Origin of the sequence: Spirosoma agri (assembly GCF_010747415.1) — a bacterium.
GTDB classification, from domain to species: Bacteria; Bacteroidota; Bacteroidia; order Cytophagales; family Spirosomataceae; genus Spirosoma; species Spirosoma agri.
The window spans coordinates 1,742,062-1,762,956 of the sequence record NZ_JAAGNZ010000002.1; the positions used below are offsets into that span (position 1 = coordinate 1,742,062).

Annotated in this window: 17 protein-coding genes; 6 read left to right on the forward strand and 11 right to left on the reverse strand. The window is 52.9% G+C overall.

Going from position 1 to position 20,895, the window contains the following annotated elements:
• Positions 1-52: 52 nt before the first annotated feature.
• Entirely contained in the window at positions 53-3,073 is a 3,021-nt protein-coding gene (locus GK091_RS23790; RefSeq protein WP_164042721.1) for a DPP IV N-terminal domain-containing protein, read from the reverse strand.
• A 248-nt stretch (positions 3,074-3,321) separates the two neighbouring features.
• On the opposite strand from GK091_RS23790, the gene GK091_RS23795 reads away from it, so the two are divergent.
• Positions 3,322-6,003 carry a sodium-translocating pyrophosphatase gene (locus GK091_RS23795; RefSeq protein ID WP_164042723.1) on the forward strand — a complete coding sequence of 894 codons (2,682 nt, stop codon included), beginning with the start codon at positions 3,322-3,324 and terminating at the stop codon, positions 6,001-6,003.
• A gap of 96 nt (positions 6,004-6,099) precedes the next feature.
• Here GK091_RS23795 and GK091_RS23800 read toward each other — a convergent pair whose 3' ends face one another.
• Both GK091_RS23800 and GK091_RS23805 read right to left on the reverse strand, forming a co-directional pair.
• A complete protein-coding gene (locus tag GK091_RS23800; protein ID WP_164042725.1) occupies positions 6,100-6,669 on the reverse strand; it encodes a 50S ribosomal protein L25/general stress protein Ctc in 570 nt (189 codons plus the stop codon).
• Positions 6,670-6,750: 81 nt separating this feature from the next.
• Entirely contained in the window at positions 6,751-7,692 is a 942-nt protein-coding gene (locus tag GK091_RS23805) for a ribose-phosphate pyrophosphokinase (RefSeq protein ID WP_164043032.1), read from the reverse strand.
• A 184-nt stretch (positions 7,693-7,876) separates the two neighbouring features.
• On the opposite strand from GK091_RS23805, the gene GK091_RS23810 reads away from it, so the two are divergent.
• The 3 genes from GK091_RS23810 to GK091_RS23820 are packed head-to-tail and all read left to right on the forward strand — an operon-like array spanning position 7,877 to position 10,382.
• Positions 7,877-9,043: an acyl-CoA dehydrogenase family protein gene (locus tag GK091_RS23810; protein WP_164042727.1), complete on the forward strand. Its 1,167-nt coding sequence runs from the start codon at positions 7,877-7,879 to the stop codon at positions 9,041-9,043.
• On the forward strand, positions 9,027-9,791 hold the full coding sequence (locus GK091_RS23815; RefSeq protein WP_164042729.1) for a PIG-L deacetylase family protein: 765 nt from the start codon (positions 9,027-9,029) through the stop codon (positions 9,789-9,791). The genes GK091_RS23810 and GK091_RS23815 overlap by 17 nt, the downstream gene beginning before the upstream one ends.
• Before the next feature lie 6 nt (positions 9,792-9,797).
• Positions 9,798-10,382 carry a class I SAM-dependent DNA methyltransferase gene (locus GK091_RS23820; protein WP_164042732.1) on the forward strand — a complete coding sequence of 195 codons (585 nt, stop codon included), beginning with the start codon at positions 9,798-9,800 and terminating at the stop codon, positions 10,380-10,382.
• Between the two features lie 144 nt (positions 10,383-10,526).
• Here GK091_RS23820 and GK091_RS23825 read toward each other — a convergent pair whose 3' ends face one another.
• From GK091_RS23825 to GK091_RS23840, 4 genes are all read right to left on the reverse strand, one after another.
• On the reverse strand, positions 10,527-11,681 hold the full coding sequence (locus GK091_RS23825; RefSeq protein WP_164042734.1) for a glycosyltransferase: 1,155 nt from the start codon (positions 11,679-11,681) through the stop codon (positions 10,527-10,529).
• Between the two features lie 129 nt (positions 11,682-11,810).
• A complete protein-coding gene (locus GK091_RS23830; RefSeq protein WP_164042736.1) occupies positions 11,811-12,386 on the reverse strand; it encodes a phosphatase PAP2 family protein in 576 nt (191 codons plus the stop codon).
• Positions 12,387-12,408: 22 nt separating this feature from the next.
• Complete coding sequence (locus GK091_RS23835; RefSeq protein ID WP_164043035.1) at positions 12,409-13,323, reverse strand: sugar phosphate isomerase/epimerase family protein; 915 nt, start codon at positions 13,321-13,323, stop codon at positions 12,409-12,411.
• Positions 13,324-13,502: 179 nt separating this feature from the next.
• A complete protein-coding gene (locus GK091_RS23840; protein WP_164042738.1) occupies positions 13,503-13,745 on the reverse strand; it encodes a response regulator transcription factor in 243 nt (80 codons plus the stop codon).
• A 389-nt stretch (positions 13,746-14,134) separates the two neighbouring features.
• Between GK091_RS23840 and GK091_RS23845 the strand changes: the two genes are divergently transcribed.
• A complete protein-coding gene (locus GK091_RS23845; protein ID WP_170312746.1) occupies positions 14,135-14,344 on the forward strand; it encodes a hypothetical protein in 210 nt (69 codons plus the stop codon).
• A 133-nt stretch (positions 14,345-14,477) separates the two neighbouring features.
• Here the strand turns inward: GK091_RS23845 and GK091_RS23850 are convergent, their stop codons facing one another.
• From GK091_RS23850 to GK091_RS23860, 3 genes are all read right to left on the reverse strand, one after another.
• Positions 14,478-15,350: a dienelactone hydrolase family protein gene (locus tag GK091_RS23850; protein ID WP_164042740.1), complete on the reverse strand. Its 873-nt coding sequence runs from the start codon at positions 15,348-15,350 to the stop codon at positions 14,478-14,480.
• A gap of 146 nt (positions 15,351-15,496) precedes the next feature.
• Positions 15,497-16,261, reverse strand: a complete 765-nt coding sequence (locus tag GK091_RS23855) for an SDR family NAD(P)-dependent oxidoreductase (RefSeq protein ID WP_164042742.1) — start codon at positions 16,259-16,261, stop codon at positions 15,497-15,499.
• Positions 16,262-16,331: 70 nt separating this feature from the next.
• The gene (locus GK091_RS23860) at positions 16,332-16,748 is read right to left on the reverse strand and encodes a helix-turn-helix domain-containing protein (RefSeq protein ID WP_164042744.1); all 417 of its coding nucleotides are present in this window, start codon (positions 16,746-16,748) and stop codon (positions 16,332-16,334) included.
• Between the two features lie 277 nt (positions 16,749-17,025).
• On the opposite strand from GK091_RS23860, the gene fumC reads away from it, so the two are divergent.
• A complete protein-coding gene (fumC, locus tag GK091_RS23865; protein WP_164042746.1) occupies positions 17,026-18,426 on the forward strand; it encodes a class II fumarate hydratase in 1,401 nt (466 codons plus the stop codon).
• Between the two features lie 93 nt (positions 18,427-18,519).
• On the opposite strand, the gene GK091_RS23870 is transcribed toward fumC, so the two are convergent.
• Positions 18,520-20,865, reverse strand: coding sequence for a glycoside hydrolase family 3 protein (locus tag GK091_RS23870; protein WP_164042748.1), 2,346 nt, complete (start codon positions 20,863-20,865; stop codon positions 18,520-18,522).
• Between the last annotated feature and the right edge of the window lie 30 nt (positions 20,866-20,895).

Here is a 20,895-nt window from a genome sequence, read left to right on the forward strand (position 1 = left end):
TCGTTGAACGAAGCCCCTCTCCTTGTTTCAGGAGAGGGGTTGTGGTGAATACTTACGGGCGCGTCAGCAATCGGTCAATGGGCATGACCTGCCCGTTTTTAATGACTTGCTCAACGTTCAGCGCATCGGTTATTTTGGTCAGCGGATCACCGTTGACGATGACCAGATCGGCGAGTTTTCCCGGTTCGATGGAGCCTAAATCCTTGCTGACACCCACCGTTTCGGCGGCCCAGAGTGTAGCCGAACGTAGCGCCTGATAAGGTGTTAGACCCGCACCCACAAAGCATTGTAATTCGGTATGGAGACTTAATCCGTAGGGAACAAATGGACTGTCAGTGCCGGTTGTGACGTGCGCCCCCGCATCAACCAGTGCCTTTACTCCTTTCTGCAAGTTGCCGAAATTGGTCAGATACCCCGGACTGAGCTTGGCGTACTGGGCTGCTCCCGCCTGAAGTGTGTTGTTGTACTCTTCCGAATAAAAAGCCCGGTATTGTCGGTTCTCGTATAAACTCGGATCTTTCGTACCCAGGACTGAAAAGCCGCCCTGTAAGGAAGCCGTTGGTGTGATGTTCATGCCGGATTTGGCCAGTAACTGAATCACGTCTTGGTAGCTCCGGTTCATAGCCGTAATCTTGGGCGAATACCCGCGCCGACTTGTTCCGCCGATATGCTCAACGGCATCCACGTCGTAGCGCATAGCCGGGAAAATTTCGTGCGAGGACACCGGCATACCGTGGGCGTGAGCGAAGGTCGTAATCCGTTGCTGCATGGCGTCGGGCATCCGAACGTACGTTTTAATCAGGTCGTACCCCAGCCGGACCGAGCGGTTTAGTTCGCGGTCGAGTTGCTCGTCGGAGTTGATGCTAGTAGCAGCACCGTAATAGATCCGGGTGCCGTCGGTGAGGCCACCGGTGAAAAACTGACGCGGACCGGGCCGGACACCACTCGCCCAGGATTCCTTCCGTTCAAGCGCATCGTAGGGGTCAGCACCCGGCTCGCGGATGGAGGTGATACCGAACGAAAGCCATAGCCGCCCAATCTTCTCCCCAACCATCGAATGCTGATGCGTGTGCATCTCGAACAGCCCTGGAATAACTGTTTTTGTCGATGCGTCGATCAGCGTACCTGTACGACCCGCTTTGTGGGGCTCGATGGCTTTAATGCGGTGACCATCGATCAGAATATCGACATTCGTACGGTAAGTCGCTGATTTTCCGTCGAACAACCGTCCGGCGTGGACCACGACGGTACCCGTAGGCTGGCTAATTTTCCAGGCCAAATCCATCGGAATTACTTCGATGCGACCATCGGCTACGTAGACCTGTTTCAGAACATCCGTAGCCAGAACGAGCAAACTCTTTGAATCGCCGGTCCAGGTGGGCGTGTCAACTTGTTCGCTGGTTAGTTGGCGGGGCGTTCCCACGATGGACCCATCCGGTTTTACGTCCGTCAGCCACAACAACCCATCGAGAACGTAGGCCATTTTGGTGCCATCGGGCGACCAGACCGGGCCGTTTTGACCACGGGTAGCGAGGCTGTGCGCCAGAGCGGGTGAGACATACCGATCATTCTTACCATCGAGCGAAATCAGCAGCACCTCACTAACGCCTTCCCGATACCGCGACGAGTAGGGGTGAAGGGCCGACACAGCAATGGTTCTGCCATCCGCCGACCACGTAGCCTGACTGGGAACAAAGATCGACTCGTGTATTTTTTGCGTTTTAGGCACCGTTACGTCAGCAGTGTAAGTCACATCGGCGGTATAGAGGGTGCTGCGGCCCCAGGCGTTACGCGCATCGCTTTGGTAAAAAGCCACCTTGCTGCCATCGGGCGACCAGGTCGGGTAGTGGAGATCGTCGGCCATGTCGCTCAGAAGTTTATCCTGACCCGTTTTCAGATCCCGAATCCAGACATCCATGTTGCCGTTGCGATCAGACACGTAAACGAGTTTTGTCCCGTCTGGCGACCAGTTCGGTTCAAGTTCCATAGTCGGTCCCTGCGTTATTCGTTCGGGTGATTTCGTGCCTTTTGCCAGTATCCACAAATCGCCCAGAGCCGCGAACGCGATCTGCTTGCCATCGGGCGAAATAGTTGCTCCCTTGATGCCTTTGACAACCTGCGGCTGCTGGCTATCGAAGTCGTATGTCTTGCGCTTATACCTGTTACGAGGTAACGCGATGATGGCCTGAAACGGAATCGTCTGTGCTGTTTTGCTGCCAATCTTCCGACGTTTCAGCAGGCCATTCGCCGTGTACAGGTATTCGTCCGATGAGAACCAGCTTACCCGGAATGGAAATACGTCGTCGGCGACTTCGGTGAGCATTTGTGTTTTATTGTCCGCTACCGACACCGTTTCCAGCCCACTTTGCGATTTAGTCAGCGCGTTATAAAAAATATGCGAACCATCCGGCTGCCAGGCTGGTCCGGCGAGTTTAGCGTTCGACGGTGAGACGATCTTTTCGGAGCCACCGGGTGCTGTTACATAAATTCCCGGCGCATCGGTTCGGTCGGAAACGAAGACAACCCGTGACCCATCGGGCGAGAAGGCCGGATTGAAATCGTTGCCCGAATCGGTGGTGAGTTGGGTTAATTGACCATTGGCCAGCGTAAGTTGCCAGATGTCGTAATTGCCGCTACGATCCGACGAGAACACAATCCGTTTTCCATCGGGCGACCACTGCGGTTCGCGGTCATCCTGAATGCCCGACGTTAGTTGTTTTGGCTTGCCGCCCGTTGCCGGAACGGTCCAGATATGATAGCGGCCATCCCAAAAAGCATGGAACACAATCTGATTCCCATCGGGCGACCAGCTTGGCTGGCGACAGTCACCCAAATTATCGGTAATGGGCTTAGCGACTCCACCGGTTGCGGGTACTATCCAGATGGTTCCCTGCAAATCGATGACGATCTTCGACTTGTCGGGGGAGAGGTCGGCCGCCATGTTGGTACCTTCCGTAACCGTGACCCGAATTGAGTCGATCGTGTTAGCCTTTAATTGGGTTATAAAAAGAAAAAATAGAATTAAGCCAAAAAGGGCTGCTCTCGGGTTAATCAGTTCAGGTATAGATTTCATAGAGGAAGGACAACGTGCTGATTACGAGTAAGATGGTTAGTTCTGATGATTCAGTTTCTTAACCTACACAGCTGCGTTTACACTTCCTAGCGCTGGAATGAATTGACCGGTAATGACCCGAAATCTCCTGAAAAAAACGTACTTATCCTTAAAAAAAGTCAATGTAAGTCGCTGTTATACAGAGGCAAATTCTATATTTGTGAGCATTCCTATTCCTAAATTCATTTTCTAACTTATCAATCAATCACATGAATTACAGCGTCTATTTAGCGCCTGTGTTAGGTATTGTTGGCCTGTTGGTGATGTTTACAAAATTTCTCTGGGTTTCGCGGCAGGACGCTGGCGACGCCCGGATGCAGGAAATTGCCGGATACATCGCCGACGGGGCTATTGCCTTTCTTAAAGCCGAGTGGCGGGTACTTACTTACTTCGGGGTTGTTGTTGCTTTGTTACTGGGTTACATGGGTTCTCTCGTGCCTAATTCGAGCCCAATCATTGGTCTGTCGTTCATATTGGGTGCCTTTCTGTCGGCGTTGGCCGGCTATATCGGTATGAACATTGCCACCAAGGCCAACGTCCGGACGGCCCATGCGGCTCGTACCAGCCTGAAGCGTGCGCTCGAGGTTTCGTTCACCGGCGGTTCGGTTATGGGCATTGGCGTGGCCGGTCTGGCGGTGCTGGGCCTTGGCGGGCTATTCATCATTCTCTATAAATTGTACGTCGGTGCCGATGGCGATGTTAATGGCCTGCCAATGGAGAAGACGCTCGAAGTACTGGCCGGTTTCTCGCTTGGTGCCGAATCCATCGCGTTGTTTGCCCGTGTCGGGGGCGGTATTTATACGAAAGCCGCCGACGTTGGCGCTGACCTGGTTGGTAAAGTTGAAGCCGGTATTCCGGAAGATGATCCCCGAAATCCGGCAACCATTGCCGATAACGTAGGGGATAACGTGGGGGACGTAGCCGGTATGGGGGCTGACTTGTTTGGCTCATACGTGGCGACCATTCTGGCGACGATGGTGCTTGGCCGCGAAATCAAAATTCCCGCCGACCTGAATATTTACGGCCATTCGCCCATCGTGTTACCGATGGTCATTGCTGGTTTAGGACTAATCTTTTCGATTATCGCTACTTATTTTGTCCGGGTGAAAGACGACAACGGCAGTGTACAGGGCGCGTTGAACCTGGGCAACTGGGCATCAATCGGCATGACACTGGTAGCGTCTTATTTTCTGGTGACAAGCTATTTGCCCGACGTTACGATGACGATTCGGGGTGTTGAATTTACGCGGATGGATGTGTTTTACGCCATTGTGACGGGCCTGATCGTGGGGGCGCTGATGTCGTCGATCACGGAATATTATACCGCTATGGGTCGTCGGCCGGTATTGTCGATCATTCGTCAGTCAGCAACGGGTGCGGCTACCAATATTATCGGCGGCTTGTCGGTGGGTATGGAATCGACCGTATTACCTATTCTGGTGCTGGCGGCTGGTATCTACACGTCGTATCACTTTGCCGGCTTGTACGGTGTAGCTATTTCGGCGGCTGGCATGATGGCTACAACGGCCATGCAGCTGGCGATTGATGCCTTCGGTCCCATCGCCGATAACGCGGGGGGAATCGCCGAGATGAGCTACCTGCCCGAGGAGGTTCGGGGTCGAACCGACATTCTGGATGCCGTTGGTAATACGACTGCGGCAACCGGAAAAGGGTTTGCTATTGCATCGGCTGCGCTGACAGCGTTGGCATTATTCGCTGCTTTCGTGGGTCTTTCGGGCATTTCGGCCATCGATATTTACAAGGCTGATGTGCTGGCGGGCCTGTTCGTGGGGGCCATGATTCCGTTCATTTTCTCGTCGCTGGCGATTGCTGCCGTGGGTCGGGCGGCCATGGCGATGGTGGAAGAAGTGCGACGCCAGTTTCGGGATATTCCGGGTATTATGGAAGGAACGGGCAAACCCGAATACGAAAAATGCGTAGCCATTTCAACCCAGGCATCAATTCGGGAGATGATGTTGCCTGGAGCGATTGCGCTGTCCGTACCCGTAATCGTCGGTTTTATTTTTGGTCCCGAAGTATTGGGTGGTCTGTTAGCGGGGGTCACGGTTTCGGGCGTGTTGATGGGTATTTTTATGAACAACGCCGGTGGCGCGTGGGATAACGCCAAGAAGTCGTTCGAAAAGGGGGTGCTGATCAATGGCGAAATGTTCTACAAGAAATCGGAGCCGCACAAAGCGTCCGTGACGGGTGATACTGTCGGCGATCCGTTCAAGGATACATCCGGCCCGTCGATGAACATTCTGATCAAACTGATGTCGATCGTGTCGCTGGTCATTGCGCCCTACATCGCCGTGCAATCGTCGGATACGCCGGGCTACGATCGGGAAGGTAAGGTAGCGGCTGGCACGGAAGTTCCGCTGGAAGAGTCAACGGCGGCTGATAACGACGACGTTAGCACCCCGAATGCCAAGCTGGGTGCGTTCAGCATTCAGAAGCTGACGAGTGGTGTTGCGCTGAACATTCCCGAGTTTGGGGTCGAAAACAAGCTGCTGACGTTTATCAAAAGTGACAAGCCTGTCGATAAAACGACCTGGTTCGATTTCGACCGGCTGACCTTCGACACGGGGGCGGCTACCTTAAAACCTGAATCGCAGGAACAGCTGAAAAACATCGCCGAAATTCTGAAAGCGTATCCCGCTGTACACGTGAAGCTTGGTGGCTACACCGACAACACGGGCAAAGCGGCCAGCAACCTCAAACTCTCGCAGGACCGGGCCAATTCGGTGCGGGTTGAACTGGAAAAATTGGGTATCGGCAGTGAGCGTCTGGCGGCCGAGGGATACGGACAGGAACACCCCGTTGCGTCGAATGGAACCGAAGAGGGTAAGGCCCAAAACCGCCGGATTTCGATTCGGGTAACGGAGAAGTAGAACCATCCTGCTCGTATACAGACATAAAAAAGCCGCTCTGACTGATCAGAACGGCTTTTTTACGTCTATTAGTTGTACTAACCCGTAAAGGCACTATTATTTGGCCGAAACCGTACCACGCAGTGCACGTGGGATTTCAATGCTGGCCACTGGGTTCGAAGCCTGCTCAAGCAGTTCGAAGTCTTTTACAACAATCTGACCAACGCGAACGGATTTGCCCAGATCAAGATCTGATACGTCAACGTCGATGAAATCAGGGATGTTTTCAACAAGGCCCTTCACGCGCAGTTTCCGAACGCGGGTTACCAGTTTACCCCCTTTTTGTACGCCAGGAGCCGTTCCAACCAACCGAACCGGAACCGCAACCTTAATTGATTTGCCGTCCGTGATTTGCAGGAAGTCGACGTGTAACAATACGTCGCTCACTGGGTGGAATTGGGATTCCTGAAGAACCGCCCGGTATTCAGCGCCTTCAATGTTGAGGGCCACTTCATAAATGTTCGGCGAATAGAGCAGGTCGCGGAACAGGATAGCTGGCGCGTAGAAATGCACCTGCTCATCTCCTCCGTATAACACGCACGGAACATTACCCTCGGCCCGAATCGCTTGTGACTCCGCACGGCCGAGATTCGCTCGTTGATACCCTACAATCTCGATTTTTTTCATGATACTTAAAATTAATTGGTGAGTGAGCCGTAAATGACCGTAAAGCGCCAATAGAGCTCCATTCCGTAATCACCTGAGGGCTCAGTTTTTTATAAACAGTGAACTAATAGATTCATGATCCCGAATGCGTCCAATGGCTTTTGCAAATAGCTCGGCTACCGACAGCACTCTTATTTTTTCGTTAGGCTGCTTCATCGGCAGTGTATCCGCAACGACCAGCTCATCCAATATCGAATTGGAAATATTCTCGTGGGCTCTGCCTGACATAATGGGGTGCGTACACACCGCCCGTACCGACGCAGCGCCTTTGTCCATAATGATCTGGGCCGCCTTTGCCATTGTTCCCCCCGTGTCGATCAAATCGTCCACGAGTACGACATTGGCTCCTTCAACGTCACCAATGACCTGCATCGACGCAATTTCGTTGGCCCGTTTCCGGTGCTTATCGCAGAGCACGATATCAGCATTGAAGTGCTTGGCGAACGTCCGGGCGCGATTGGCACCGCCAACGTCCGGCGACGCAACGACCAGATTCTCCAGATTCAAACTTTTAATGTACGGCACGAACACCGACGTTCCTTCCAGATGGTCGACGGGGAAGTCGAAAAAACCCTGAATTTGTCCGGCATGTAGATCAATCGTCATCAATCGGTCAACGCCCGATGCCGCCAGCATATTAGCGACTAATTTGGCCGCAATCGATACCCTGGGTTTGTCTTTACGATCTTGACGGGCGTACCCAAAATACGGAATGACAACGGTGACGTAGTGTGCTGAAGCCCGACGGGCGGCATCGACCATCAGCAGCAATTCCATCAGATTATCGCCGGGAGGGGGCGTCGACTGAATTAAGAACACATCGCAGCCACGAACCGACTCTTCAAAGCTAGGCGACATTTCACCGTCGCTAAAACGCCGACACGTATAGCCGCCCAGGTCTTTCCCGTAGTAGTGCGCGATTTTTTCGGCTAAGTAAGTGGATTGACTCCCTGAAAAAATCTTAACCGGATTGAACGAAGCCATTAGTACCTGACAAATTTCCCGCAAAGGTACGAAAAAAATAAGTAGAGGAAACCCTGTTCCGCAGAGTTTATTAGGGGAGTGACAAAAAACGGAGTTACTGCCTGCCGGTCGTACCTATTGATAACTTACCCTATGGATCGTACGCGAAAGCCAAACAATTCGCCTTTCAGTCGATTCTGTACGTATGATAGACACCGCTACGACCACACCACGACCAAGTACATTGTGGCTATCCGATGCCGGAAAAATGGATGGACTGATTAGTCGAATCGCCAGCGTTGCGGCCCAGACGGATGAGGACGGCACCTTTCCGGAAACGGCCTTCGGCTGGCTGACGGAAGCCGGACTGCTGGCCGTTACCCTTCCCGGTCAGGAATTGGATAACCGGTTGCCCGTTACTGATCAGCTGCTGAACTTATTGAAACGAATCGGCACGGGAAATTTGGCGGTCGGACGAATTTACGAAGGCCACATCAATGCGCTGAACCTGATTGATTTATACGCTAACTCAGACCAAAAACGAGTCTGGGCTGATGACGTGCGGAAATATGATCGATTGTTTAGTGTCTGGAACACGCAGGCTGGCGACGGTGTTCGGATTCATGCGATCGGCGATGGCCGGTATCGCCTGGAAGGATCGAAAACGTTCTGCTCAGGCGCGGGCTGGATTCACCGTCCGCTCGTAACCGGTGAACTGATCGGTGCGGAAAAAAAAGGCTGGCAGATGTGCATTATTCCCACCGAACGCGTACAGCCGATTCCGCAGGATACGCGTTTCTGGCAGCCGCTGGGTATGCGGGCATCGGTCAGTTACAAGCTCGACTTTACGGGCGTTGAACTAACTGATGCCGACCTGCTGGGTGAGCCGGGTGATTACTTCCGGCAACCTTACTTCAGTGGCGGAGCCATTCGGTTTGCGGCTGTGCAGCTAGGTGGAGCCGAAGCGGTCTTTAACGAGACCCGCTCATTTCTGGCGTCGATGAATCGGATTGACGATCAGGCGCAGAAAACGCGCTTGGCTGAAATGGCTTACCTCATTGAGTCTGGAAACCAGTGGCTTGCATCATCAGGTACAAAAGCCGACGAGTGGATAACGCGCGGGGGGGAGACGGATAAGATCGTGGCATACGCCAACATGACTCGAACCGCCATTGAAGAAATCTGTCTGCGCGTGATGCAGTTGGCCGAACGATCGGTAGGAGCAAGGGGCCTGATGCGACCGCTCCCATTCGAGCGTATCCACCGCGATCTGACCTTCTATCTTCGTCAACCGGCTCCGGATGCTACCCTCGCTGATATTGGTCATTTTGTGCTCACAAATCAACCAAAAGCGCATGATCTCTGGCGTTGATAAGGCCCATTTTCTGGATGGACTGGCAGTGCCAGTTGACCCCCAACGCCTTGAGCAACTTGGTGATACGCTGGTAATAGCCCCGCATCCTGACGACGAATCGCTGGGGTGTGGCGGTACGATTGCGTTGCTGCGTGAACAGGGATATGCGGTGCACGTTCTGTTCGTGAGCGATGGAAGCATGTCACACCCCAATTCGCCCAGTTACCCAGCCGAACGGCTTCGCCAGCTACGCGAATCAGAAGCGTTGGAAGCACTGGCTATTCTGGGTGTGTCGCCACATGATTGCACATTTATGCGCCAGAAAGACACGCAGGTCGCTGTGCCAGATAAGTCAGGTTTCGACGAAGCGGTTGCCTTCATGCATGACCTTATTGATCGGGTTAAGCCCCAAACGATACTGGTGCCCTGGCGTCGGGACCCGCACCGCGACCATCGGGCATCGTGGCAGATTCTGATGGGCGCGTTGGCTCGTAGTTCGACGAAGCCGCGCGTACTGGAATATTTGATCTGGCTGTGGGAGCTGGGCAACGAAACCGATATGCCCCGTCATGACGAGATGAACGTCTGGTGCGTACCCATCGAGTCGGTGATGAATCAGCGCAGGCAAGCCATTGCGGCTCATCGCTCGCAGGTGAGCCGGTTGATCAGCGATGACCCGACTGCTTTTTATCTGTCGCCGGAACTCTTGACCCACTTCGAAACGCCCCGCGAGTTATTTCTGGAAGCCATTTACCCTAATTATTGACAACGTATGCCAAGTCTGCCAACCACTTATTTCGATGATGTCTACCGGGCTAATGAAGACCCCTGGGCCTTTGAAACCAGCCCATACGAACGAGCCAAATACGAAGCGACAATGGCCGCTTTACCGAATGATCATTATAAAAGTGCGTTCGAAATCGGCTGCTCGATCGGTGTGTTGAGCGAAATGCTGGCGCAACGCTGTGGTAAACTGCTGGCTGTCGATGCGAGTGAGTTGCCGCTCAAAACCGCTCGTCAGCGACTGGCTGCCTACCCGCAGGTGACGATCAGCCAGATGAGCATTCCCAACGAATTTCCGGACCAGCCGTTCGATCTTATCCTGATGTCTGAGGTCGGTTATTACCTGGCGCTGGACGATCTGAAACAGGTAAGGCAATTGCTGATTGATCATCTGGAGACCAACGGACAGTTGCTATTGGTCCACTGGACACCTTTCGTACATGATTATCCGCTCACCGGCGATCAGGTACACGAGCTTTTTCTGGAATCCACCGGAGCAGGAAAACCGCTGATTCATCTGCTCGGGCAGCGCACGGACAAATACCGGTTAGACCTATTTGGGAAATCCATGTAGAGACCGGTCGGGATGCCGCATCACCGCCGGTGCGGCATCCCTTGCGTCTCCTGACCGGATGGCTGCCAATGATTGCTGACGCGAATGAGACGCACGATTGCTAACGCGAATGAGACGCAAGGGATTGCGTCTCTACGTAGAAAATTAGGATCTGACGAACGTGCGCAGATCCTGAATGGCAGCCGTGATGGGTACTGGTGTCCATTGCTCGGCCCACGGTCCTCTGGCTATCGCTTCTTCCACTTTCTCCCATAGCTGACCGAAAAAACGACTCTTCTCGATCTCGGTCATGAGCCAGTTGGCATCCACTAACAGATCCTGGGCAATCTGCACAATATCATCTGGACGGGATAGCTGCCCCTGAGCTTGCCACCACAGACGCAACTTCTGACGATTCCGGAATTTAGAAAGTATCGCTTCAACGGGCTCAACCAACTGCTCGTTTCCCGACTGATCCAAAGCCGCCCAATAGCGCAGCTGCTCCGAAAAACCAACCGCTACGCGACCATTTGTGCGGGTAGACGTAAATACCTTTACGTGTGGACTTTGCCTCACCCTCGCATCGGTTCTCAGGAGTGCTTTGTAGAACGCTTCATCTTCCAGAAATGGTTTCTCCGGCAAACGGCCCGCCTGTTCGTACATCTGGCAGGTAACGGCAATACTAGCGCCAAAATGTTGGAAATGGCGGGGCCACGGATCGTTCGGGCACGGATCAATCATGGCTTCGGCTTTGGCGATCAGCGTTCGATACATCACGTTGCGCAGGTGATACAAGCGTACCTTACTCGATTCAGGATGGGTCAGAATTCGGCCACCAACGGCGTCGTTTCCGTTCGCAATCTCGAGCATGATGTAATAAACCCAGTGTTTATCGACAATCGTGTCGCCATCGGTAGATGCGATAATACCACCCGCGTTTCCGGTGCTTGTCAACCGCCGGTGTGCTTCATCCATAAGAAGCCGACGAACAGTGCCGATGTTTGCTTTATTAGGCGGGAGTTGTATCTGAGCAATATGCAGCGGAAAGTCGGGGTAATTTCGCTGGTACTGACTAGCCACTTTGTACGATTGATCGGTGCAGTTATTGGCCAGGAGCAGTACTTCATACAGGGTAGAACTGAGTAGTTTGCCCGTACAATCCAACTGATTGCGAAGCGCATCCAGGGTTTGGGTCAAATGATGTGCTTCGTTGCGAACTGGCACAATGACAGTCAGTTGCAGTAAGGGAGAGGATAGCTCAGGAAACAAAAAGGGACTTACAATCAGATGTTCTGGGGCATCGTCAATTTCAGTTTGCATAGGGTCGATTACGCCTTGATCGCTCACATATATCCGTAAGGTATGATGACAACCGGATAACCCTATGATTGTTACCTGAACGGGCGTGGAAGCCGAAAAACTATGCCAATGGTGACGAATTGGGGCGTGTTAAGCTATGTCCTGACGGGTTCGTTTCGCTCCGAGCGAACGATAGATAAAGACGCATAGTGTCGCTGCCAGCACGCCAATGCCAGCGCCAGCCATCACATCGAGCGGGTAATGAGCAGCTACGTAAATCCGGCTGTAGGAAACAAAAATGGCCCAGAGGAAAATCCATTTCGTCCACGGGTACTGCCTGCCGACAAGCAACCAGACCCCTGTTGCCAGTGCGAACGTATTGGCTGCGTGTGAAGAGGCAAATCCGTATGGCCCCCCACACTCCAGCACGGGGTGGATCAGTCTTTGCAAGGCCGGAACGTGACAGGGCCGTAATCGGAGCGTGAGTGGTTTGAGCAGTGCCGATGCTGTCTGGTCGCTGATCGCTACCGCTGCCACCAGCGTCAATACCATCCAGATCGCCTGTTTCCGATAGCGAAAGACCAGCCAGCCGATCAGCAACGCGTAGAACGGAAACCAGGTGTTCCGTTCCGTAGCGAAGATCATGATTGGGTCCAGCCAGGATGCGTAGATACCGTTAAGTCGCAGAAATAGATCCGTGTCGAATTGATTGATCGCGTCGCGCAAGGTGAAGTCGGTTTACGAAACGTTACAAAACCAGGAACTGGCTCAGGTAATTTCGGGCCGTTAAAATCGCGGTATGAACATCCTCGGCGCTGCCTTCATACGCTTTATCTTCGACTTCAATGCAAACCGGCCCCCGGTAGCGCACGTCGGTCAGCGCAGCGAAAAAGTGGCCCCAGCGCACATCGCCCAGGCCGGGTAACTTCGGCGAATGGTATTCGAGTGGATTCGCCATAATACCCACACGGTTCAGTTTGTCCCGGTAAAGCTTAACGTCCTTGAGGTGAATATGGTGCAGCCGGTCGCGGTAGTCATAAATGGGTTTTACCTCATCCATCATCTGCCAGATCAGGTGGCTCGGATCATAGTTCAGCCCCAAGATTCGGGACGGAATGATCTCGAACAGGCGGTCCCAGATGGCGGGCGTAGTCGCGATGTTTTTGCCACCCGGCCATTCATCGTCCGTAAACCACATCGGACAGTTTTCGATGCCGATCTTTACGTTGTGTTCTTCTGCCACCTTCACGATAGCGGGCCAGTGCTCCGTGTATAACTTCAGGTTGTCGGAAACGCTCAATGATGGGTTACGACCAATAAATGTATTGACTACTGGAACACCCAGTTTAGCCGCTGCCCGGATGATCTTCTTGATATGCTCCCGATAAAACTCGGCCTGCTCCGGGTTGGGGTCCAGCGGGTTCGGGTAGTAACCAAGTCCCGAAATTGAAACCCCATAGAGCCGGGTCAATGTGTGCACCTGCTCGACGTTCAGGTTATCGACATCGATGTGCGTTACACCCGCATACCGGCGTGCATCGGCGTTTCCGCCGGGCCAGCACATCAATTCAATGCAACTGAACTTATTTTCAGCCGCAAACTTCAGAACACCGTTCAAATCATAGTCGGCCAGTATTGCCGACACAAAGCCAAGGTTGAGCATATGCAAAAGGAACAGAAGAAAACTGGCTGCGAAGATACAGGATTGTTGGGAAATGGTGTCAGCCGTGAATTGGCCAATCGGCGTATCGCGCCAATACTGATCAGGCATCTCGGATAGAAAAAGAAATAGCCCGCTACGGATGGCGGGCTATGGCAATGGCTAATCTGGAAGAGCGGTTGTTATAAAATGACAACCCCCGTTTTTACGGCCCACAGCGCGAGCCCGACCCGACTCTTTACTTCGAAGCGTTCAAATAACGTTTCCCGGTACCCATCGACGGTGCGGGGGCTGACGCACATCCGATCGGCGATTTGCACGTAGGTTAAGTCCGAGCAGGCTAGTTCGAGAAATTGAAGTTCGCGGTTATTAAGTTTAGGTGGGAACAGGTTTTTCCCGTAAAGAGAAGGTGCGAGCGTATTCATGAATATGGCGTGATTATAAGTTAACAGTTCATTGAGTTAACTCCTTGTAAGTAAGCCAATAAGGGATGAGATGTCAAAATCAAGTGAGTAAACGGTAGCATTTCGCTAAACTAATGTGATGGCCGTACCTGCATAAGTTTTCGTCAACGATGATTCCGTTTATTGTAGTGTACGAAAGACGAACAGGGTTGATACTACCGTAAACATGTAAACGTATTTTCCCGTAAAGACTCCTTAATCTGTTGTGGAAATTGATTGGCGAAAAGCGCGACTTATCGGTTTGAACAGGCCATCGGGCATCAGGGATGTGGACTGGCTTTTGGTACGGATAAAAAAAGAAAGGCTCCCATTGCTGAGAGCCTTTCCGGTAACGATATAGGATTGACTATTTGATCGAATCCTTTTTGGTGGTGTCTGTTGCCATCGTAGAGTCGCTAGACATGGTCGACATCGAAGATGAATCCGACGACATGGTCGAGCTAGAATCCGTTACCGTCGTAGACGATTCGGTTGATTCAGTTTTGGTGCTTGAGCAAGCCGTTGCCAGCGCCATCAAAGAAAGCAGGAAGAATGCAGATTTAGCCATAATTGTCAAATAATAGAGGTGAAGTCTATGTTTCTGACTATTAATGCCGGTAGTTAAGAATAGTAACCCATCGTTTCACAGAATTTTTGGTTCTTTTTGGCATTTCAATGGCAAATAGCCGAAATGGGTTCGACGAAGGGGGGCACCTAAACCAGTTTCGCTTTCAAAAACGTCACCGTTCGACTCCAGGCCAGCTTGGCGGCTGCTTCATTGTAGCGCGTGGGCGCGGTGTCGTTGTGAAACGCGTGCTGAGCTCCTTCATACACATACAGCTCATAGGGCACACCCGATTTTTTCAGGGCTTCTTCGTAGGCTGGTATCCCGGCATTAACTCGTTCATCCAGTCCGCCGTAGTGGAGTTGCATGGCGGCTTTGATCTTGGGAACGTCGGCTGCGTCGGGCTGACGACCGTAGAACGGAACGGCGGCCTTTAGATCCGAATCGTGAACCGCCAGTTGATTGGCCATGGCACCGCCCCAGCAAAAACCAACCGCACCCAGCTTACCCGTACTGTCGGGCCGATTTTTTAAATAGTCCAGGGCTTTAACGAAATTCTCGCGTGTTTTCTGCGCATCCAGTTTGCTGAACAAGTCGCGAATCTGGTCTGAACCGTCGCTACGGTTGTCGGCTGGTGTTCCTCCCGATGCCGAAAGTGCATCGGGCGCGAGGGCCAGGAAACCCGCCAGCGCCAGTCGTCGGGTCACGTCTTCGATGTGCGGATTCAGGCCCCGGTTTTCGTGAATGACCACCACCGCCGGATATTTTCCGGCGGCTGCGGGTCGCGCGAGATACCCTTTCATCGTGGTATCGACACCCGGATACGTGATCGATTCGGTTTTGATACGGTCGTCTTGGTGAGCGACGGTCTCGGCCTGTGCGTAGTTGATTTCCAGTAGCGGCAGTACGGCCATTGCGGCTGCCATGCCACCGGTCAGCTTAGCCAGCCGCTTCAGGAAATCGTCGCGTTTGAGCGGTTTGTGCGTGTATTCGTCGAACAGATTGATAATGCGCTGATCCATCGGTAGTCTAAGTTTGGGCTTGTTCTGTAAAGCTGATGAATCGTTCACGGAAATGCAAACTTCTTGCCTACCACGGACTTCAGCCCGTTTGCCGCATCAGGCGGGTGCCAGTAAACGAACTGAAATCCGTGCTACGCTGGCTGCGCTTACAAAAACATACCACCCGATGCTTCGATTCGTTGGGCGTTTACCCAACCGGCATTGGGCGAGCACAGAAAGGCAACTACACCGCCAATGTCGTCGGGTTGTCCTATACGGCCCAGTGCCGTTTGTGATGAAAGAAACGCGCTCATTTCAGGGTGTGCTTCGCGGGCTGCTTTGGTAAAATCAGTTTCAATAATGCCCGGCGCAACCAGATTGGCCCGAATGCCGCGCGAACCCAATTCTTTCGCCAGGTACTTGGTGAAGACTTCAATCGCGCCTTTCATCGATGCATAGGCGGCATAGCCGGGCGTTGCGAAACGGGTTAGGCCGGTGGAGACATTGACGATGCCTCCGTTATCGGCGAGTAGGGGCAACGCCTTCTGCGTCAGAAAATAAACGCCTTTGAGGTGAACGTTGAATAGATTGTCGAAATCTTCTTCGGTTGTCTGGGCGAAAGGCGATGCCGCATCGATACCGGCATTGTTGATAAGGAAGTCGAATGTGGTACGTCCCCACGTTTCGGTCAGCACCACCGAAACCTGCTGAACGAAGGCGTCGAAGGTACTGCTGATACCCGTGTCCAGTCGGAGTGCTACGGCTTTGCGACCCGTCTGCTCAATTTCGTTGACGACCGCTTCGGCTTCTTCCTGTCTAGTGCGGTAGGTCAGGATAATGTCGGTGCCATCGGCTGCGAGTTGCAGGGCCATATTTTTACCCAGACCACGGCTGCCACCGGTTACTAGTGCTATTTTGCTCTGTGTTGCCATCTTGTTTACGAATAAATGAGAACACAAAGGTGCAGGGTTTACCAGGCCGGGTTATGGTGACAGCTTCAGATTAAATGGTGAGCAGTTCAGTTTTTTGCCGATCGGCCGCCAAAACAGATTCCCGGTACTGCTTCGGTGTTACACCCTGAAACCGCTTGAAGAACTTCGTGAAGTTAGACGGATCAAAGGTCAAAGTAGCGGCAATTGTGGCGATGGTCTGTTGGTTGTCGTGCAGCATCGTCCGGGCAATGTCCATGATCTTCCGTTCGAAGAAATAACAGGGCGACTGGCCGGTGGTCAGTTTAATGGTATTGCTTAGGTGCGTCGGGTGAATGTTCATCTCGCTGGCAATATCCCGAATTTCGTACATCTCCGTCACCCGTTCTTCCAGCAGGTCAGTCAGATGGCGATCAATAATAGCGAGGAAATCGGCGGTTATCTCATGCTGCCGGGCCGCGATTTTCTGGGGTAACTTGTAAGTTGCCATGGGTGAGGGGCAGAATAACCCCCGTAAAAGTGCGTTTGAAACGGAACTACACGCCTTTTGGCCTGTGTCTGTACGAACAAGAGTTGTTGGTCTTCCATTCCATAAATCGGGACCTTGCTGGCAGACCAGTCCTGAAACTCACTAATTGAATACCATCGGTTGCACTGGTTTTTGTAAAACTGACGAACGGTATGGGAAAACACAAGCCCCATCCTACCTTTGTCGTCGCAATTGCCAGACAGTCTTTTGTCTAACTTCTTATATCTTTCGTCTATTCATGGAATACCGCATCGAAAAAGACACAATGGGCCAGGTACAGGTCCCGGCCAATGTGTATTGGGGCGCGCAGACCCAGCGTTCTATCGAGAATTTCAAAATTGCTCAGGACATTAATAAGATGCCCCGCGAGATTATCCGGGCGTTTGCATACCTCAAAAAAGCAGCCGCGCTGACGAACTTCGATGCGGGTGTATTATCGCAGGAGAAAAGCGATCTGATCGGGCGGGCCTGTGACGAAATTCTGGATGGCAAGCTCGATGACCAGTTCCCACTGGTTGTGTGGCAAACGGGTTCGGGTACGCAGTCGAACATGAACGTCAACGAGGTGGTAGCGTATCGGGGACACGTGCTGAACGGTGGTCAGCTCACCGACGAGAAGAAGTTTCTGCACCCGAACGATGACGTGAACAAGTCGCAGTCGTCGAACGATACCTTCCCGACGGCCATGCACATTGCGGCCTACAAAATTCTGCTCGACGTTACGATTCCGGGCATTACTAAACTGCGCGATACGCTGGCGGCCAAATCGAAGCAGTTCATGCATATCGTGAAAATCGGGCGGACACACTTCATGGATGCCACACCGTTGACGGTTGGTCAGGAGTTCTCGGGCTATGTGTCGCAACTTGATCACGGCTTACGCGCCATCAACAATTCGCTGGCTCACCTGAGCGAGCTGGCCCTTGGCGGAACGGCGGTTGGAACGGGTATCAATACGCCCCCAAACTATTCGGAGAACGTCGCGAAACACATCGCTACGGTGACGGGTCTGCCGTTTATCACCGCCGAGAATAAGTTTGAAGCCCTTGCCGCCCACGACGCGATCGTGGAAGCACACGGTGCGTTGAAAACCGTTGCGGCCAGCCTGATGAAAATTGGTAACGACATCCGGATGTTGTCTTCCGGCCCACGGGCGGGTATTGGCGAATTGCACATTCCCGATAACGAACCAGGTTCGTCGATTATGCCGGGTAAAGTGAACCCAACACAGTGCGAAGCCATGACGATGGTGGCCGCGCAGGTGATGGGTAACGATGTGGCGATCAACATTGGGGGCATGAGCGGTCATTTTGAACTGAACGTGTTCAAGCCCGTCATGATCTTCAACTTCCTGCACTCGGCCCGGTTAATCGGTGACGTTTGTGTATCGTTCAATGACAAGTGTGCGGAAGGTATCGAACCGATCGAAGCAAACATCAAAAAGCACGTCGATTCGTCGCTGATGCTGGTTACGGCGCTGAATACGAAAATCGGCTATTACAAAGCCGCCGAAATCGCCCAAACTGCCCACAAGAACGGTTCGACCCTAAAAGAGACGGCCCTGCAACTCGGCTACCTGACCGAAGACGAGTTTAACGAATGGGTGAAGCCCGAAGATATGGTCGGCGAGATCAAGTAGTCAGTTTCAATATTGTATTTATTGTAAATCACAAACAGCCGGGAGATTGCTCTTCCGGCTGTTTGTGTTATGGTGGTTTTGTTGTACCCGGCTTTATTTCATGCTCATGCGCATGGGGGCTTTTTTGTATTTGGCCGTGCGTGCGTCCTGAATAACTCCTTTCCAGTTGAGGCCGAAACCGAAATCGTAGGTGTTCCCCTCGGAATCTGTGTAAGCTTTCATATCGCGGGGAACGTCTTCGGCCTGCGTTTCGACCGTAGCCATATCGGCGGGCATCTGCATGGGCAACAGGGCTGATGGCTCATTGGCTCCGGTCAGGATGTCCATCAGGGTCTGATCCTGAACACCAAAATGGGCCAGCAACGCGTTGGTCTGTTTTTCAAATTCACCCACTACGGTCGGGTTCGAAACTAACAGGGCAACAATCACGGGTTTTCCCTTCATTTTGGCGTAGGTGTCCGTTACCATGCCCAGATCGGTATTGTTGATTGTCTTCGCCGTTTTGCCGTTGTAGGTCCGGTTCGTGAATTTTTCCAGGGGGTCACCACCACCAATACTTGGATCGCGGGTGCCTTTGGCCGTGTAATCGCCGTATTGCAGGCTAACCGGAATATAGCCCGTTCCGCCGGCTTTGGTGTCAGCACTGTTGTAACCACCCCCTGAGTCCGGACTTCGGATCGATACCAGCGCAAAATCAGCCTCGTCCGGGTTGTCGGTTACGGTGAAGTACTTTTTCACAACCGTCAGATTGATTGGATATTCCAGTTTTTCGGGCGTGTCCATACCCAGAAAATTACGACCCGCTGGCGTAAACCGCTTGGGGATATACACCTTTTTTCCTTTGGTCAGGGGTAGTGCTTTGGCTTTGTTCTTCAGCATCACTACCGATTGCAACTGAGCCTGATAACCAGCCTGCATGAATTCCGGTTTACCCACTGCTTTACGGGACGTTTCGGGGTCCAGATACGGATTTTCGAAGAGGCCAACCTGAAAGATATTTTTCAACAAGCGCACCGCCGACAGCTCGAACCGCGCCCGCATGGCGGCTTCACCCTTTTCTTTAACCCCCATTTTGTAGGCTTCGGTCACCGGTCCGGCATCGTTGTTGCCGCCAAACTGATCGGCTCCTGCCATCAGGATTTTGTAATGCCGTTCGGGTACGGACAGCTTTTCAACCCCCCACGATTTGCCGGTTAGAAAGACATCAACGGCTGTTTCATCGGCTGTAATGAGCCAGTCGGTGCAGACTACGCCGTCGTAGTGGTATTTGCCCCGGAGCAAGTCGCCAATGATGTATTTGTTGTAGCTGTTGCCGACATTTTCGCCATTTTTCGTGTCCTGACCGAACGAGATCGTGTAATAGGGCATCACAGCCGCTGCCGAACCGGTTTTACCCCGAAGTTTGAAGGCTCCTTCTGTGAACGGGAGAAAGTGCGTGTCAAAGTTTTTGCCCGGATAAACCGCATATTTGCCATAGCCGTAGTGCGCATCGCGGCCACCTTCGCCCGAGCCACCGCCCGGCCAGTGCTTAACCATGGCATTAACGCTGTTGTAACCCCAGCCGCCGGTTATTTCCTGTGCCCCCGTCGAAGTCTGGAAACCGTCGATATAGGCCCGGGCTATGTCGGTCGCGAGCTGTGGATCTTCCCCGAACGTGCCGCTTACCCGGTTCCAGCGCGGATCGGTGGCCAGATCGACCTGTGGCGACAGGGCCGTAGCAATGCCTAACGACCGGTACTCGGTCGCGGCTATTTGCCCAAATCGCTGCACCAGTTCGGGCCTGAACGTAGCTGCCAGGCCCAGTGAACCGGGCCACATCGAAATGGTGCCGCCTGCCCCGGCATTGAATTCGGCGTCGGCGCGGGTTCCGTGACGGGGATCTGAACTGCTGTTGATCGGGATGCCTAGTCCAAGACCTTCCACCAGTGCCTGGGCGTTATTGTTCCACTGCGCGGCTGCCTCCGGACTTTGCACCGATGTGATCAGCACGTGGCGCAGGTTGTCATTAGTCAGGAATTCCTTTTGCTGATCGGACAGATCCGAGACGTTGGCACCACTTTGGGCGAACACTTTTCCGCCGTATGTACCAGCGAATGGACCGCCAGCAGCCGCCGGAATAGGTTGGTGTTTGCTGTAGAGCATCAGTCCCGCGATCTGCTCCACCGACAGTTTAGACGCCAGGTCTTTGGCACGGTCGGCAACGGGTAGTCGCCAATCTTCGTAGCGATCCAGTTTGCCGTTTTTGTTTAGATCCTTAAACGCAAAGCCCTTGTCGGTAAGCAGTTTTACGCCGGAAGCGGGCGAATAGCCCAGCGTCTGTCCGCCCTTGTTGGTAACTTTCGACCAGGTACTGGCTTTCGTTTCGGTCCAGTTTTGACCCATGACTGTCGATGCTGATAAAAGCGTTAACAGCCCGATGTACGTACGTTTGTGTTTCATAAGGTAAATCAATGGGTATGGCCCGTCAAC

Bases quoted from the DNA above. Each gene is read 5' to 3' on its own strand.
- GK091_RS23790 (WP_164042721.1), bottom strand. From the start codon at position 3,073: ATGAAATCTATACCTGAACTGATTAACCCGAGAGCAGCCCTTTTTGGC.
- GK091_RS23795 (WP_164042723.1), top strand. From the start codon at position 3,322: ATGAATTACAGCGTCTATTTAGCGCCTGTGTTAGGTATTGTTGGCCTG.
- GK091_RS23800 (WP_164042725.1), bottom strand. From the start codon at position 6,669: ATGAAAAAAATCGAGATTGTAGGGTATCAACGAGCGAATCTCGGCCGT.
- GK091_RS23805 (WP_164043032.1), bottom strand. From the start codon at position 7,692: ATGGCTTCGTTCAATCCGGTTAAGATTTTTTCAGGGAGTCAATCCACT.
- GK091_RS23810 (WP_164042727.1), top strand. From the start codon at position 7,877: ATGATAGACACCGCTACGACCACACCACGACCAAGTACATTGTGGCTA.
- GK091_RS23815 (WP_164042729.1), top strand. From the start codon at position 9,027: ATGATCTCTGGCGTTGATAAGGCCCATTTTCTGGATGGACTGGCAGTG.
- GK091_RS23820 (WP_164042732.1), top strand. From the start codon at position 9,798: ATGCCAAGTCTGCCAACCACTTATTTCGATGATGTCTACCGGGCTAAT.
- GK091_RS23825 (WP_164042734.1), bottom strand. From the start codon at position 11,681: ATGCAAACTGAAATTGACGATGCCCCAGAACATCTGATTGTAAGTCCC.
- GK091_RS23835 (WP_164043035.1), bottom strand. From the start codon at position 13,323: ATGCTCAACCTTGGCTTTGTGTCGGCAATACTGGCCGACTATGATTTG.
- GK091_RS23840 (WP_164042738.1), bottom strand. From the start codon at position 13,745: ATGAATACGCTCGCACCTTCTCTTTACGGGAAAAACCTGTTCCCACCT.
- GK091_RS23850 (WP_164042740.1), bottom strand. From the start codon at position 15,350: ATGGATCAGCGCATTATCAATCTGTTCGACGAATACACGCACAAACCG.
- GK091_RS23855 (WP_164042742.1), bottom strand. From the start codon at position 16,261: ATGGCAACACAGAGCAAAATAGCACTAGTAACCGGTGGCAGCCGTGGT.
- GK091_RS23860 (WP_164042744.1), bottom strand. From the start codon at position 16,748: ATGGCAACTTACAAGTTACCCCAGAAAATCGCGGCCCGGCAGCATGAG.
- fumC (WP_164042746.1), top strand. From the start codon at position 17,026: ATGGAATACCGCATCGAAAAAGACACAATGGGCCAGGTACAGGTCCCG.
- GK091_RS23870 (WP_164042748.1), bottom strand. From the start codon at position 20,865: ATGAAACACAAACGTACGTACATCGGGCTGTTAACGCTTTTATCAGCA.